We start from the raw sequence: 15491 nt of genomic DNA on the forward strand, positions 1-15491 counted from the left end.
CGCGTCAGCTCGACACCCGCGGTGACCGTCTGACCTTCAGCAACGGCATCATCGTGCTCGCGCTGGCTGCCATCTTCCTGATCCAGGCGTTCGACGCCCAGGTCACCCGACTGATCCAGCTCTACATCGTCGGCGTCTTCGTGTCGTTCAACCTCAGCCAGCTCGGCATGATCCGGCACTGGACGCGCCACCTGAGGACCGAGACAGACCCCGTGGTCCGGCGACGGATGTTCCGCTCGCGGAGCATCAACGCGAGCGGAACATCAACGCGGTCGGCCTGGCCATGACCGCGACGGTGCTTGTCATCGTGCTCGTGACCAAGTTCCTCGCCGGCGCCTGGATCGCGATCGTGGCCATGGTCGCGGTCTTCCTGCTGATGCGCGGCATCGGGCGTCATTACGACCGGGTGTCGACCGAGCTGGAGATCGACGACTCCGACGTCATGCTGCCGTCGCGCGTGCACGCGATCGTGCTCGTGAGCAAGGTGCACAAGCCCACGATGCGCGCCCTCGCCTACGCGCGGGTGGGGAGGCCGAACTCGATCGAGGCTCTGACGGTGGAGTTCGACCCGGCCCACACCGAGGCCCTGATGAAACAGTGGGAAGACCTCGCTATCCCGGTGCCTCTCAAGGTCATCAACTCGCCCTACCGTGAGCTCGTCCGACCTGTCATCCGCTACGTCAAGGAGCTCCGCAAGTCGAGCCCGCGAGACATCATCACGGTGTACATCCCCGAGTATGTCGTGGGTAGATGGTGGGAGCAGCTTCTGCACAACCAGACCGCCCTGCGCCTCAAGAGCCGGTTGCTCTTCATGCCTGGCGTGATGGTCACGAGCGTGCCTTACCAGCTGAGCTCGGCCGGGCGGGCGAAGAAGCGCTTCAGCCGCGACCGTCCCGCTCCCGGCGACGTCAGGCGTGGCTTCCGTGACAGCTGACGCCGGCCAGGAGCGAGGCTTCGACGACAGTCTCGAAGCAGTCCTCGACATCGGGCCGGTGGCGCACGGTGGACATTGTGTGGCCCGACTCGACGGCCAGGTCGTCTTCGTCCGACACGCCATGCCGGGCGAACGTGTCCGGGTGCGCATCACAGAGCGGTCGACGTCGTTCCTGCGGGCAGACGTGGTGGAGGTGCTCGAAGCTGCGCCCGGTCGCGTGGAGGCCCCGTGCCGCTACGCCGGGCTGTGCGGGGGCTGCGACTTCCAGCACGTCGACCCAGCCGTGCAGCGCACCATGCTGGGCGACGTGGTCCGCGAACAGCTGCACCGCCTGGCCAGTATCGAGTGGGACGGCGTCGTCGAGGCGGTGGAGCCGGACGCCCTCCGCTGGCGGACTCGGGTGACGTTTGCCGTCGACGGTGACGGCCGTCCAGGTTTGAGGCGCCACCGTTCCCACGACATCATCCCGGTGGAGGAGTGCCTGATTGCCCACCCCGACCTTCCCCAGGTGCTCGGACAGACGTGGGACGCCGACTCGGTCGAGGCCATCGTCTCCTCGACCGGTGAAAAGATTCTCGTCACCGACGCGAGCATCTCCGATGCGGTCGAGGCGGCCGTCGACGGCGTAGTTGCCGTGGACGGCACGACTCGGGGTGGGCGTGGGTTCGTCACCGAGAACGTCCTCTCCACTGATTTTCGGGTGTCGGGGTCAGGGTTCTGGCAGGTTCACCCCGACGCGGCCACGACGCTCGTCGAAGCGGTGATCGATGCCGCCCAGATCAAGCAAGGCGACACAGTCCTGGACCTGTACGCCGGCGTAGGACTGTTCACGACATTTCTGTCTGACGAGGTCGGCGAGGGCGGAACCGTCTTCAGCATCGAGTCGGACCGGGTCGCGGCGCGCGACGCCCGCCGCAACCTGCACGACCTCCCGGACGTGCGGCTGGTCGCCGAGACTGTCGAGCGTGCGCTACGTCAGCAGATGCTCGGTGACTCCGCTGACGTCGTCGTGCTCGACCCGCCGCGCACGGGTGCGAAGAGGGTCGTGGCCGACATCGCCGCGCTGGGGCCGCGCCGCATCGTCTACGTGGCCTGCGATCCGGCCGCGCTGGCTCGGGACCTGGCCTCGTTCGCTGCGCGGGGCTACCGGCTCGAAGGTCTGCGGGCATTCGCGTTGTTCCCGATGACGCACCACGTGGAATGTGTCGCCGTCCTCACAGCCGCGCCCAACCCGGGCGAGCTGGACGAAACCGCCTGATCGCGACGTCGGGAGCACGGCGGTCCTTGTGTCAGGTCGTCTCTCGCGTCATGGTGTGCACATGCGCTTCGCCGACCCGAAAGCCTGCCCCGACTGCAGGGGCGCGATCGACGGTGACTCGCAATGCCCCCACTGCGGGCTCAACCTGACCTCGGCAGAAGTTCGCGAGCTGTGGCAGGTCCTGCTCCACGCGGACGCGCTCCTGGCCAGAGCGACGAGAGCCCCGTTGCCGGCGTGCGTGCCTGCGTGGGCCCCGATGGCGCCACCCCCGGCTCCAGCAGCGCCAACGGCGACTTCCGCGCCGGCCGGGCGCCCGGCCAGCGGCATGGGCCAGACCGTCGTCCCACCGGTGGCACCGCAGGCGTCATCTGCGGCGCCGTTCCCGAGCTACCCCGCATCCCAGCCGTTGCCGCACCCGACGACGGAACGTCGTTGGTCGGTCGGCACGATCCTGGTCACGCTCGGCGCCTTCGGCCTGATCGTCGCAGGCTTCATCTTCGTGACCGGTTCCTGGGGGGACCTCGGGCTCGTCGGTCGCACCCTGATCCTGAGCGGGGTCACCGCAGTGCTCGCGGCGCTCGGCGTCTGGGTGACCTTGCGACCGCTGCGAGCGTCGGCGGAGGCTGTCTGGACCATCGTCCTCACCCTTCTGACGATCGACTTCTTCGCCGCGCGACACGAGGGAATGCTCGGCCTCGACGGACTGGAGATGGCGTGGTCGTGGGCCATCTGGGGCACGTTCGTGCTGGGCGTTGCCGCAGCGATCACATTGTGGGCACGGCGCACCCTCAAGGCCGATCTGGTCGCGACATCCCTCGTGGGAGGTCTCGGCATCACGATCGCCGCGATCGGCGCGGGCAACATCGGCGATGGGTGGGACATGTCGTGGCGGTCGTGTGTCGCGCTCGTCGTGGCAGGCGCCCTTGCGCTCGCGACCCGGCCGGCTGCCATTCGGGTCCTGACCATCGCTTCCCGGGTCGTCGTGGCGGGGTTCTATCTCTTCGCCTTCGTGGCCGCTGCGGTGGAGCTGTTCGACCATCCCGCACTCGACGACGTGGTGGCCGGCCGGCACGGCCTCCCGATGGCACTGATAGCGGTCGCCTCGGTCGCTGTCGGGGCTGTCGTGCGACAGGTGCGCATCCCGGCGGTGGCCGCTGCCGTCGTCTCGGCCACTCTTCTCGTCGTCACGCCGGCATCGGAGGAGTCGCAGACCGAGGGGCTGTGGCTGGCTGTCGCCGTGATTGCCGCAGCGTTGGCCGTGGGGGCGGTGCGTGGCAGCAACGACTGGCTCCGGGGGGTGCGTGTCGGTGCGGTTCCGTCGATCGCGGCACTGCTGCTCTTGCAGGTCGTCCTTCTCATCGACGTCCTCGACTCGGCGGGCCACGCCCTCGACACCGCGTGGGACGGTGCGTGGGACGCCCGCCTCGACTCCAGCATCCCCGACGACGTCTCGACGTGGGTCGTCCCAGCCGTGCTGGTGGCTCTCCTGGTCGTGTGCTGGTTCGTGCCCCGATGGCCTGAAGCAGCCACACGTCGACCGCACGCGTACGCGATCGCCGCCATCGCCGCTTCGGTGGGTCTCGCGAACGCGGTCGTCGCAGCCAGAGTGCCGGTGTGGGCGGGCGTTGCGCTGCTGCTCGCCGCCGCCGCTGCTCTGCTCGTGGCCCGTCTGCGCGGTCCGCAGCTCCTCGTCGGCGGGGTGCCTCTTGCCGGTCCGCTCTCTGCCCTCTTCGTGGTCCTCGCCGCTGCGCTCGCCGCGTCCAGCACAGGCGTCTCGGCTCCGGCGTGGCTCGCCGGGGCCGCCGTGCTCGCCGTTCTCGCGCACGCGAAGGACGGCCCTCGGGAGCTGCGACTGGCCTACGCCGGTGCTGGTGCCGGTCTCGCTATCGGGGGAGTGGCCGCCGCCGCGCGTCTCCTCGACGTACCGGAGCAGGCCGTCGCCGTTGCCGTGCTGGTGACGGGCCTGGGCCTCGTGGCGGGCGCAGGTCTGCCGCTGCGGGACCATGTGACACGCATCCCGCTGGAGGTCGTAGGTGTCCTCGCCGCTGCCGCAACCCTGACCGACGACGTCTCCAGCTCCGAGCTCGCGGTGCGGTGGACCCTCCTCGGTGTCGTGCTCATCGCCCTCAGCTTCGCCGTCCCCGATCGTCGTTGGTACCTCTGGCCGGGCATCTCCGCGATGATCGTGGCCTACGTGCTTCTCATCGTCGACAGCGGATTCACGTTCGTCGAGGCCTACACGCTGCCCTTGGGCGCTGCCGCACTCGGGCTCGGTATCGTCCTGTTGCGTCGCCACACCGCCTCCGGCACGTGGCTGTACCTCGGACCGGGCCTTGCTCTGGCGCTGCTGCCGAGCGTCCCCCAGGCCTTGGTCGACCCGACCGACCTGCGCGCGCTGCTGCTCGGCGCCGCGTCGCTCGTCGCGCTCGTGGCCGGGGTCCGGTTGGGATGGCAGGCCCCCTTCGTCTCCGGGGTGGCGATCCTGACACTCTTGGTGCTGTTCAACATCGGCCCCTACGCGAATGCCGCACCCCGAGTGGTGCTGATCGCCCTGGTCGGAGCCATCTCACTCGGCATCGGCATCACCTGGGAAGACCGGGTCCGCGACGGCCGCAGGGTCGTCGGCTATGTGAGAGCGATGCGTTAGGAGCATGGTCATGACAGAGATCAGGACGATCAGGAAGCTGCGCCGCGAAGCGCTCGGACAGGATGCTCTGCTGTTCAGCGGAGCATTCACGGCAGGTGCGGCGGTCTACTTCATCGGCCGCGCGATCCACCAGGCCCTGAGTGGGGGAGACGGCAGCGACTTCTGGTCGATCAGCCTGTCGGACGACCTCATCCTGAGCGGTCTCATCGCCGGCGAGCTCTTCCTGGTCTGGAACAACGGGCTGCGTCAGGGACTGAGGGGTCACAGCATCGGCAAGCACCGGGTCGGTCTCGCCGTCGTGGACGTGGACGGCGGCCGGCCTACGGGTGCAGCGCGAGGGCTTGCTCGCGGTCTGCTCATGGCAGTCCTCCTTGATCTCGCTGTAGCCGCCATCCCGATCGGCCTGCCCACGGTGCTTCGCCGACTCACTCCGGAGAGCTGGCACTTCGGGGGAGCGGCCTACCTCGCGCTGCTCGTCCTCCTCGTGCCGCTGCTCGTCACCACCGACCGCGGGTTCGCTGATCGGATCGTCAGGAGCAAGGTCGTACAGGGCTCGGGTCCGGACGCGGTCATCGCGCCAGATCGTCAGCGAGCACTGGTCGCCCTCGACGTCGTCGGCGTCCTCGGCGTCCTCGCGGTGGCACTGTCATACATCGTGTACTTCTCGCCCCTTCTCCGCTTCCCCCACCTGTTCTGAGGACTGACCCGCCGCGACAAAATCTCTCGACATCGTGTATCTTGATATCAAGACAAATGCGATGGGATGAGACCTGCAGGGTTAGGCAGACCTGACCGTGCGCCACACCATGATGCTGGGCAGGATGGAATCCGACAGCGCGAAGGAGAATGACGATGGCCGTCGACAGCTTTGAATCCAAGGACTCGCTCACAGTCGGGGGGGCCTCCTACGACTACTACCGCCTCAATGCGGTGACTGGTGATGGGCTCGACGTCTCGACACTCCCGTTCAGCCTCAAGGTGCTGCTCGAGTCCCTCCTGCGCACCGAGGACGGTGCCGACATCACGAAGGCCGACATCGAGGCGCTGGCCGGCTGGGACGCAGACGCGGAGCCGAGCAAGGAGATCCAGTTCACGCCGGCACGCGTGATCATGCAGGACTTCACCGGTGTGCCGTGCGTCGTCGACCTCGCCACGATGCGTGAGGCCATGGCCGACCTCGGCGGTGACGCCACCAAGATCAACCCTCTCGCCCCGGCCGAGATGGTCATCGACCACTCCGTCATCGCCGACGTGTTCGGCACCCCCGGTGCATTCGAGCGCAACGTCGAGATCGAGTACGAGCGCAACCGCGAGCGTTACCAGTTCCTCCGCTGGGGCCAAGGAGCGTTCGACGACTTCAAGGTCGTCCCGCCCGGCACCGGCATCGTCCACCAGGTCAACATCGAGCACCTTGCGCGCGTCGTGTTCGAGAAGAACGGAACTGTCTATCCCGACTCGTGCGTGGGCACCGACTCACACACCACGATGGTCAACGGGCTGGGGGTCGTCGGCTGGGGTGTTGGTGGCATCGAGGCCGAGGCGGCCATGCTCGGGCAGCCGATCAGCATGCTCATCCCGCGCGTTGTCGGCTTCAAGCTCTCCGGCGAGCTGCCGGAGGGTGCCACCGCGACGGACCTGGTGCTCGTCATCACCGAGCAGCTGCGCAAGCACGGCGTCGTCGGCAAGTTCGTCGAGTTCTACGGGTCCGGCGTCGGTGCCGTCCCGTTGGCAAACCGCGCCACGATCGGCAACATGAGCCCCGAGTACGGATCGACGATCGCGATCTTCCCGATCGACGACGAGACCAGCAAGTACCTGCGGCTCACGGGTCGCAGCGAGGAGCAGATCGCGCTCGTCGAGGCCTACGCCAAGGCACAGGGAATGTGGCACGACCCCGACCACGAGGCGCGCTACTCCGAATACCTCGAGCTCGACCTCGGCGACGTCGTCCCGTCGATCGCCGGGCCCAAGCGGCCTCAGGACCGGGTGTCGCTCACCGACAGCAAGTCGGCGTTCCGCACCGCCCTCGCCGACTACTCCCAGGATGACTCCGGCGAGATCGGACGGCCGACCAACTCGCAGCACGTCAAGCTCGCGGACGGCACGGAGTTCGAGCTCGATCACGGTGCCGTCACGATCGCGGCCATCACGTCGTGCACCAACACCTCCAACCCGTCAGTCATGATCGGTGCGGCGCTGCTCGCCAAGAACGCCGTCGAGAAGGGCCTGCAGCGCAAGCCGTGGGTGAAGACCACCTTGGCGCCCGGCTCCAAGGTCGTCACCGACTACTACGACCGCTCGGGACTCACGCCCTACCTCGACAAGCTCGGCTTCAACCTTGTGGGCTACGGGTGCACCACCTGCATCGGTAACTCCGGGCCGCTCATCCCCGAGGTCAGCAAGGCCGTCAACGACGGTGACCTCGCCGTGACTGCGGTGCTCTCGGGCAACCGCAACTTCGAGGGCCGTATCAACCCCGACATCAAGATGAACTATCTCGCGTCGCCACCCCTCGTCATCGCCTACGCGCTGGCTGGCTCCATGGACGTCGACCTGTTCCACGACCCGCTCGGGCAGGATCCCGACGGCAACGACGTCTACATGAAGGACATCTGGCCCTCGCCGTCGGAGATCGAGGACGTCATCGCGTCTTCGATCGACTCCGCAACCTTCACCAAGGAGTACGCCGACGTGTTCGCCGGCGACGAGCGCTGGCAGAACCTGTCGACGCCCGACGGTGCCATCTTCGAGTGGGACGAGAGCTCGACGTACGTCCGCAAGGCTCCGTACTTCGACGGCATGAAGCTCGAGCCCGATGACGTGACCGAGGTCAGCGGCGCGCGGGTGCTGCTCAAGCTGGGCGACTCGGTCACGACCGACCACATCAGCCCTGCCGGGGCCATCAAGAAGGACAGCCCCGCCGGCCACTACCTCTCCGAGCACGGCATCGAGGCGCGTGACTTCAACTCCTACGGCTCCCGTCGTGGTAACCACGAGGTCATGATCCGCGGGACGTTCGCGAACATCCGGCTGCGCAACCAGATGGCACCGGGCACCGAGGGGGGCTTCACCCGCAATCTCATCGCCGGTGGAGAGGTCACGTCGGTCTATGAGGCGTCTGCCGCCTACCAGGCGGCGGGCGTGCCGCTGGTCGTGCTCTCGGGCAAGGAGTACGGCTCCGGTTCGTCGCGCGACTGGGCCGCCAAGGGCACCGCTCTCCTGGGCGTCAAGGTCGTCATCGCCGAGTCGTACGAGCGCATCCACCGCTCCAACCTGATCGGCATGGGCGTCCTGCCGCTGCAGTACCCGGCGGGCCAGAATGCCGAGTCGCTGGGGCTGACGGGGGAGGAGACGTTCGACTTCACCGGCATCACCGAGCTCAACGCCGGCACGACGCCGAAGACGGTGCACGTCAAGGCTCATCAGGAGGCCGGCACCGACGTGGAGTTTGACGCTGTGGTGCGTATCGACACGCCGGGCGAGGCCAACTACTACCGCAACGGCGGCATCATGCCGTACGGGCTGCGGAGCCTGCTCGACTGAGCATCCCCGCAGGTCAGGGGCACCGTCCGGTGGGCGGTGCCCCTTCGCGCGCGCGCGGGTTCTCGGGCCTTAGGTCCCGTCCTGCAATTTGTTGTTCCATACGCTGGACGTGACGGCGGTCACGCTATACGTTGTGCCAAACAACAATTGCGCGCCGATGTCCAGCACATGTCCATCGCGTGACGCACTACTTGAGGAATTAGGAGGCGGTCTGTGTGAAGCGGACACGCAATCTCGTACTGGTCACACTCATGGGTGCCTCGCTCGCACTCAGCGCCTGCGGAAGCAGCGACTCCGGCGGTAGCGGCGGCAGCGGCGGCAGCGGTGGTGCGGCCAAGGGCAAGATCGGGGTCATCCTTCCCGACACCAAGTCGTCGGTCCGCTGGGAAAGCGCCGACAAGCCTGCGCTCGAGGCAGCCTTCAAGAAGGCCGGAGTCGAGTACAGCGTGCAGAACGCCGAGGGTGACGCCGACAAGATGGCCACCATCGCCGACGGCATGATCACTGACGGCGTCACGGTCCTCGCGATCGTCAACCTCGACTCCGACTCGGGCGCAGCCATCGAAGCCAAGGCCAAGAAGCAGGGCGTCAAGACCATCGACTACGACCGGCTCACGCTGGGTGGTTCGGCAGACGTCTACATCTCCTACGACAACAGCAAGGTCGGCGCCCTCCAGGGTGAAGGCCTCGCCAAGTGCCTGGGCAAGAAGCCGTCGAACATCATCTACCTGAACGGTTCGCCGACCGACAACAACGCGACGCTGTTCTCCCAAGGTGCGCACAGCGTCCTCGACAAGGACACGGAGTACAAGAACGTTGCCGAGCAGGCCGTGCCTGACTGGGACAATGACAAGGCCGTCACGATCTTCGAGCAGCTGTACACCAAGGTCAACGGCAAGGTTGACGGCGTCTACGCCGCCAACGACGGTCTCGCGGGCGGTGTCATCTCCATCCTGAAGAAGAACGGTCAGGCTGGCAAGGTTCCGGTCACTGGTCAGGATGCTTCGGTCGAGGGTCTGCAGAACATCCTCTCCGGCACCCAGTGCATGACGATCCAGAAGTCCGCGACAGGTCAGGCCGGTGCGCTCGCCGAGGCGGCCATCGCCATGGTCAAGGGCAACAAGCCGGCTGCCACTGGCACGGTGAAGGACGACACGGGCAAGCGTGACGTCCCGGCGATCCTGCTCGATCCGGTCGCGATCGACAAGTCCAACGTCAAGGCAGTCATCGATGCAGGTGACATGAAGGCCTCCGACCTGTGCACCGGCCAGTTCGCCAAGCAGTGCGCTGACGCTGGCATCAGCTGATCGCCTCGGGTGTGACCCTCCGGATGTCCTCGGAGGGTCACACCCGGCACTTTCCCCGGCACGTCACGCTCCCGGTGACGCGACCACATTCTGTACACCCGGAAGGCTCCCCATGAGCGAATCGACCCCCCTCCTCCAGCTGCGGGGAATCAACAAGAGCTTCGGTGTCGTCCACGTCCTCCACGACGTCGACCTCTCCATCTATCCCGGCCAGGTCACTGCACTCGTCGGTGACAACGGTGCCGGCAAGTCGACGCTCGTCAAGTGTGTCGCGGGCATCCACCCGGCCGATTCGGGCGAGTACCTCTTCGAAGGGAAGCCGGTCACGGTCCACGGGCCCAAGGACGCAGGTGCCCTCGGCATCGAGGTGGTGTACCAAGACCTGGCGCTGTGCGAGAACCTCGACATCGTCGAAAACATGTTTCTCGGCCGCGAGAAGACCAACGGCATCGTGCTCGATGAGACCGCGATGGAGTCACAGGCCCGGGACGCCTTGACATCGCTGTCGGTGCGCACCGTCAAGTCGGTGCGTCAAACCGTGTCAAGCCTGTCCGGTGGGCAGCGCCAGACCGTGGCCATCGCCAAGTCGGTGCTGTGGAAGTCCAAGATCGTGCTGCTCGACGAGCCCACCGCCGCGCTCGGCGTGGCGCAGACCCGACAGGTGCTCGACCTCGTGCGCCGCCTGGCCGACTCGGGCGTCGGGGTCTTGCTGATCTCGCACAACCTCACAGACGTGTTCGAGGTCTCCGACCGCATCAGTGCGCTGTACCTCGGGCGTGTCGCGGCCGAGGTGGCTACCAAGGACGTCACGTCGCGCCAGGTCGTCGAGCTCATCACGACCGGCCACTCATCCGACATCGACGGTGCTGCGGCGTCGTCTGCCACGGTCTGACCCGGGAGAACAACATGACTGACATCATCACCGAATCCGAGCAGGCGGGCTTCGCGTCCGACCTCACCCAGTCGTCTTCGCTCGGCGACTCCGTCCGGGCCTACGGCAGCCGCGTACGCGGCGGCGACATGGGGGCGCTGCCCTCGATCCTGGGTCTCGTGGTCCTGTTCATCGTGTTCGGCTTCGCCAACGAGAGATTCCTCTCCAACCTGAACATGGCGAACCTGGTCACCCAGGCGGGGTCAATCATCATCCTTGCGATGGCCCTGGTCCCTGTGCTGCTGCTCGGCGAAATCGACCTCTCGGCCGGTGTTGCCGGCGGCGTGTCCGCGTGTGTCATGGGTCTGGCGATCGTCAAGCACGACCAGCCCTGGTACCTCGCAGTGGCGGCCGCGCTCGTGGTCGGAGCCTTCATCGGGTTGTTGATCGGCGTGCTCGTGGCCAAGCTCGGTATCCCGTCGTTCGTCGTGACGCTGGCCTTCTTCCTCGGCCTGCAGGGTGTCACCCTCAAGCTCATTGGCGAGGGCGGCTCGGTCCGCGTCAACGACCCGGTCATCAGTGGCATCGCCAACAGCAACATGAGCATCACCTGGGGCTGGATCACCGCGATCGTCATCGTCGTCGTCTACGCCGCGCTCACGCTGCTGCGGCACCGGAGCAAGGTCGCACGGGGGCTGCAGCACCAGCCGCTCCCCGTGGTCGTCGCTCAGATCGTCGCGATTGCCGTCGTCCTGGTCGTGGTGACGTACATCCTCAACCAGAACCGGAGTGTCAACCCGAACTTCCCGATCAGCGGCATCCCGTACGTCCTGCCGGTCGTGATCGTGCTGCTCATCGCGTGGTCCTTCGCCCTCGGCCGCACCACGTGGGGCCGGCATGTGTATGCCGTCGGTGGCAACTCCGAGGCGGCCCGTCGCGCCGGCATCAACGTCGACCGCGTTCGTATCACGGTGTTCATGATGTGCTCGGCGATGGCTGCGCTGAGCGGTATCGTCGCGGCGTCCTACGGTGGCAAGGTCTCCACGTCCTCCGGCAGCGGCAACGTCCTTCTTTACGCAGTCGGCGCGGCGGTCATCGGCGGCACGAGCCTGTTCGGTGGCAAGGGCAAGGCGAGCGATGCCGTCATCGGTGGCCTCGTCATCGCCACGATTGCCAATGGGCTCGGGCTTCTCGCCCAAGCGTCGTACATCAACTTCCTCGTCACGGGTGCAGTGCTTCTCCTCGCGGCCAGCGTGGATGCGATCTCGCGGCGTCGGCGTTCGGCGACAGGCCTCTGACCATGGCAACTGCCGGACGCTCGGGTGTCGGCACCAACCAGGAGGACGTCCGTCGGCACAACCTGGGAACCGCGCTGGGTCATGTCCACCGGGCCGGCCGCATCTCCCGGGCCGAGCTGACGTCCCTCATGGGCCTGAACCGCAGCACCATCGCTGGTCTTGTCACCGAGCTGGAGTCCCTCGGGCTCGCCGAGCAGGCGAAGCCTCAGGGCACCCGCATCAGCGCGGGCCGTCCCTCCGTCGACGTCAAGGCGCGGACGGGAGCGTATGTCCTGGCGGTCGACCTCCGCGTCGACGGCCTGACGGTCGCCCGTGTTGGTCTGGGTGGCGTCGTGCAGGCGCGCGCCACCGGCCCGGTGCCCGCAGGCCACGACCCCGAGGCCGTCGGAAACTCGGTCGTCGAGCTCATGCGGCTCGTGGTCAAGGACGTCAACCCCGACGCCTCCATGGTCGGCGTCGGGGTCAGTGTGCCGGGCATCATCAGGGCCGCGGACGGCCTGGTGCGTCTCGCTCCCAACCTCGGTTGGCGCGACGTGCCGTTCGCCGACATCTTGGCCGAGCGCATCGACACGGTGGGCCTTCCGGTTCTCGGCAACGACGCAGACCTCGGTGCCCTCGCGGAGCACCTTCGTGGTGCCGGTATCGGCGTCGAGGACCTCGTCTACCTCTCCGGCGAGGTCGGGGTCGGCGCAGGTGTCATCGTCGGAGGTCGCCCCCTCGAAGGTGCCGGAGGCTACGCCGGCGAGATCGGTCACATGCCGTTCCAGCCCGACGGCAAGCTCTGCCACTGCGGTGCCCGAGGTTGCTGGGAGACCGAGATCGGCGCGCCCGCCATCGCCGAAGCGATCGGATGCCCCCTTGATCGCATCGGCGCGCTCGGAGAGTTTCTCGAGGGCGTGCACGAGGCCACGCCAGAACTTCGGCTCGTCGGCCGCCACCTGGGCCGCGGCCTCGCCGGGACGGTCAACCTGCTCAACCCACGCGTCATCGTCCTGGGTGGCTACCTGAGGTCGCTGTTCCCCCTGGTCCGGAGGGATGTCGAGAGCGAGCTCGCCGTGCACGCGCTCATCGCCCCCCGCGAGCTCGTCAAGGTGACACTGCCGGGCCTCGGTGGCGACTCGGTGCTGCAGGGTGCTGCAGAACTCGCGTTCGGACCGTTGCTCGCCGACCCGGTAGGCCGTCTGAGTGGCGCCTGCCGCGACGTCGAGGCAGCGCTCGTCTCATGACACCCGCACGACGGTCAGAGTGGGGCGGCTCCGGCGAAGACGTCTGCCAATGCGTCCTCCGCGGCACCCAGGGCCGCGGCGTGGATGCCCAGTGAGCTGAGCCGGATCTCCGGCAGGTGGATCGCTGCCGACGGGAGCCGATCGGCCAGGACCTCCTGCGCGGCAGGAACGACGTACTGTCCGAGCGGGACGAAGTAGCCGCCGAGCACGATTGCTGACGGGTCGAGCACGGTGGCGAGGGTCGCGAGGCCGATGCCCAGGTCGTGACCAAGACCGGCGAGCGCCTCTCGTACGAGCGGATCACTCTCGGCCCTGGCCGCGACAGCGATGGCAGTCTGCAACGGGGTGGCCTCCTCAGGCATCTGTACGGCGCGGAGCATGGCGCGCAGACCGACTGAGGCCTCCCAACAGCCCAGACGCCCACAGCCACACCTCCTGCGGGGGTCTCCAATGGGCATGTGCCCGACCTCGCCCGCGAGCCCGGCCCCTCCGCGCAGCAGCATGCCGTCCTGCACGATGCCGGCACCGATGCCGACGGTGCCGGTGATGTAGAGCGAGTGGTCGACGTCCACGGTCACACCGTGCGCGGCCTCGGCCAACGCGGCGCAGTTGGCGTCGTTGTCGATCGTCGTGGGGCACTCGCCGCCGAAGGCCAGCTCGATCTCGGCCGCGAGCTGCTTCCCGTCCCAGCCGAGGTTGGGAGCCCACGACACCGTGCGGTTGTCGTGGGCCACGAGCCCTGGCACTGCGACGGTGGCACCGACGATCGTGTGACCGTCACCGAGCAAGGTCGCCCGCACGTCGGAGGCAAGGCCGACGAGCTCACTCGTGCTCGGAGGACGTCCGGCGGCGGCGACCGACCGGGTCTCGGCGATCTTGACCCTGCCGCCGAGGTCGAGGGCAACCGCCGCGACGTAATCGACGTTGACCTCGAGCCCCAGACCGATGATTGACTCGCCCGCGAGGCTCACGGGCCGGCCGGGACGTCCTCGGCCGGACGGCACCGACTCGTCCTCGCTGACGGCACCGCCGGCTCGGAGCCCCCCGACGATCGTGCCGACCGTGGCCTTGGCAAGCCCGGTGCGTCGTGCCAGCTCGGTGCGCGTGGCCGGCCCGAAGGCCCGCAGCGAGCGCAGCACGAGAGCAATGTTCTGCCGCCGCACGTACTCGCTGCCGGCCGGGACGCTCATGGGGATACCCCCGCGAGCGGGGCGGGCCAGCGCCGGGGGTTGGGGCACCCTCAGCGCGTCCCGTATAGGTGCTCGAGCGCCAGCTGATCGAGGTGCTCGAAGCCAGCTCCGCGTGCGGCCAGGACCTCGGGATCGGACAGCTCGGCCTTCTCCAGCTCGGCCCAGCCCTCACCCTCCGACAGGGTCGGCAGCGCGAGCTCGGGCAGCTTCGCCACCTCGAGAGCCGCCTGCACCTCCGGATCGGCACGGAACGCCTGCACCTTGTCGCGCAGGATCAGGTAGTTGGTCATGCAACCGGCTGCCGATGCCCAGACGCCCTTGTCGTCCTCGGTGCGCGGAGTCTTGAAGTCGAAGTGCACCGGGCCGTCGTAGCCGCCCGCGAGAATCGTGTCGACCACCCAGAAGGCGCCGCGCGCATTGCCAGCGCCGAAGCGGAAGTCCTGGTCGTAGCGCGGTCCGGTCTGTCCGTTGAGGTCGATGTGGAAGAGCTTGCCCTGCCACAGCGCCTGTGCGTATCCGTGGGCTGCGTTGAGCCCGGCCATCTCTTCGTGACCGACCTCGGGGTTGACGCCGACGTTCTCAGCGCGGTCGAGGGTGCTGATGAACGCGAGGGCGTGGCCCACCGTCGGCAGCAGGATGTCGCCGCGAGGCTCGTTGGGCTTGGGCTCGATCGCGAACCTGATGTCGTAGCCCTTGTCGTGGACGAACTCGCCCAGGAGGTTGAACGCCTCGCGGTAGCGGTCGAGTGCGGCGGAGACGTCCTTTGCCGCGCCGGACTCGGAGCCCTCACGACCGCCCCAGCACACGTACACCTTGGCTCCGAGCTCGGCGGCGAGGTCGATGTTCCGCATGACCTTGCGGATCGCGAAGCGGCGGACTTCGCGGTCGTTCGACGTGAACCCGCCGTCCTTGAACATCGGGTGGTTGAAGAGGTTGGTCGTCGAGGTGGTGACGGCGAGACCGGTGTCGGCAAGGCCCTTCTTCCACCGCTCGATGATGCCGTCGCGCGTGGCGTCGTCGGAACCGAACGGGATCAGGTCGTCGTCGTGGAAGTTGACACCGTACGCGCCCAGGTCAGCGAGCTTCTCGAGTGCGTAGATCGGGTCCATCGGCGCACGTGTCGGCTCGCCGAACGGGTCGCGGCCCGGGTAGGCGACGGTCCAGAGACCGAAGGAGAACTTGTCGGAGGGAACGGGGGTCGGGATGCTCATGTGAAA

At 67.5% G+C, this 15491-nt stretch carries 11 protein-coding genes and 1 pseudogene; 10 read left to right on the forward strand and 2 right to left on the reverse strand.

Annotation, left to right across the window (positions count from 1 at the left end; genetic code table 11):
* The 10 genes and pseudogenes from H7290_RS17425 to H7290_RS17470 all read left to right on the forward strand — a co-directional run.
* Positions 1–287 (forward strand): annotated as a pseudogene (locus H7290_RS17425) (DNA-binding protein); the annotation flags it as partial.
* Positions 284–934 (forward strand): hypothetical protein, encoded by a 651-nt coding sequence (locus H7290_RS17430; protein ID WP_290515292.1) that lies wholly within the window; start codon positions 284–286, stop codon positions 932–934. The pseudogene H7290_RS17425 and the gene H7290_RS17430, both read left to right, overlap by 4 nt.
* Positions 924–2192: a class I SAM-dependent RNA methyltransferase gene (locus H7290_RS17435; protein WP_290515293.1), complete on the forward strand. Its 1269-nt coding sequence runs from the start codon at positions 924–926 to the stop codon at positions 2190–2192. Before H7290_RS17430 ends, H7290_RS17435 begins: the two co-directional genes overlap by 11 nt.
* Positions 2193–2253: 61 nt before the next feature.
* Positions 2254–4839, forward strand: a complete 2586-nt coding sequence (locus H7290_RS17440) for a hypothetical protein (RefSeq protein ID WP_290515294.1) — start codon at positions 2254–2256, stop codon at positions 4837–4839.
* Between the two features lie 10 nt (positions 4840–4849).
* Positions 4850–5536 carry a hypothetical protein gene (locus H7290_RS17445; RefSeq protein ID WP_290515295.1) on the forward strand — a complete coding sequence of 229 codons (687 nt, stop codon included), beginning with the start codon at positions 4850–4852 and terminating at the stop codon, positions 5534–5536.
* 155 nt (positions 5537–5691) lie between these two features.
* Positions 5692–8382 carry an aconitate hydratase AcnA gene (gene acnA, locus H7290_RS17450; RefSeq protein ID WP_290515296.1) on the forward strand — a complete coding sequence of 897 codons (2691 nt, stop codon included), beginning with the start codon at positions 5692–5694 and terminating at the stop codon, positions 8380–8382.
* 215 nt (positions 8383–8597) lie between these two features.
* Complete coding sequence (locus tag H7290_RS17455) at positions 8598–9689, forward strand: substrate-binding domain-containing protein (RefSeq protein ID WP_290515297.1); 1092 nt, start codon at positions 8598–8600, stop codon at positions 9687–9689.
* A 112-nt stretch (positions 9690–9801) separates the two neighbouring features.
* Positions 9802–10581: an ATP-binding cassette domain-containing protein gene (locus H7290_RS17460; protein WP_290515298.1), complete on the forward strand. Its 780-nt coding sequence runs from the start codon at positions 9802–9804 to the stop codon at positions 10579–10581.
* 14 nt (positions 10582–10595) lie between these two features.
* Positions 10596–11858, forward strand: a complete 1263-nt coding sequence (locus H7290_RS17465) for an ABC transporter permease (protein ID WP_290515299.1) — start codon at positions 10596–10598, stop codon at positions 11856–11858.
* A 2-nt stretch (positions 11859–11860) separates the two neighbouring features.
* The gene (locus tag H7290_RS17470; RefSeq protein WP_290515300.1) at positions 11861–13084 is read left to right on the forward strand and encodes an ROK family protein; all 1224 of its coding nucleotides are present in this window, start codon (positions 11861–11863) and stop codon (positions 13082–13084) included.
* 14 nt (positions 13085–13098) lie between these two features.
* Here the strand turns inward: H7290_RS17470 and H7290_RS17475 are convergent, their stop codons facing one another.
* Entirely contained in the window at positions 13099–14274 is a 1176-nt protein-coding gene (locus H7290_RS17475; protein WP_290515301.1) for an ROK family transcriptional regulator, read from the reverse strand.
* A gap of 50 nt (positions 14275–14324) precedes the next feature.
* Positions 14325–15485, reverse strand: coding sequence for a xylose isomerase (gene xylA / locus H7290_RS17480; RefSeq protein ID WP_290515302.1), 1161 nt, complete (start codon positions 15483–15485; stop codon positions 14325–14327).
* Positions 15486–15491 lie beyond the last annotated feature (6 nt).

Origin of the sequence: Aeromicrobium sp. (assembly GCF_014378035.1) — a bacterium.
In the GTDB taxonomy this organism is placed as follows: Bacteria; Actinomycetota; Actinomycetes; order Propionibacteriales; family Nocardioidaceae; genus Aeromicrobium.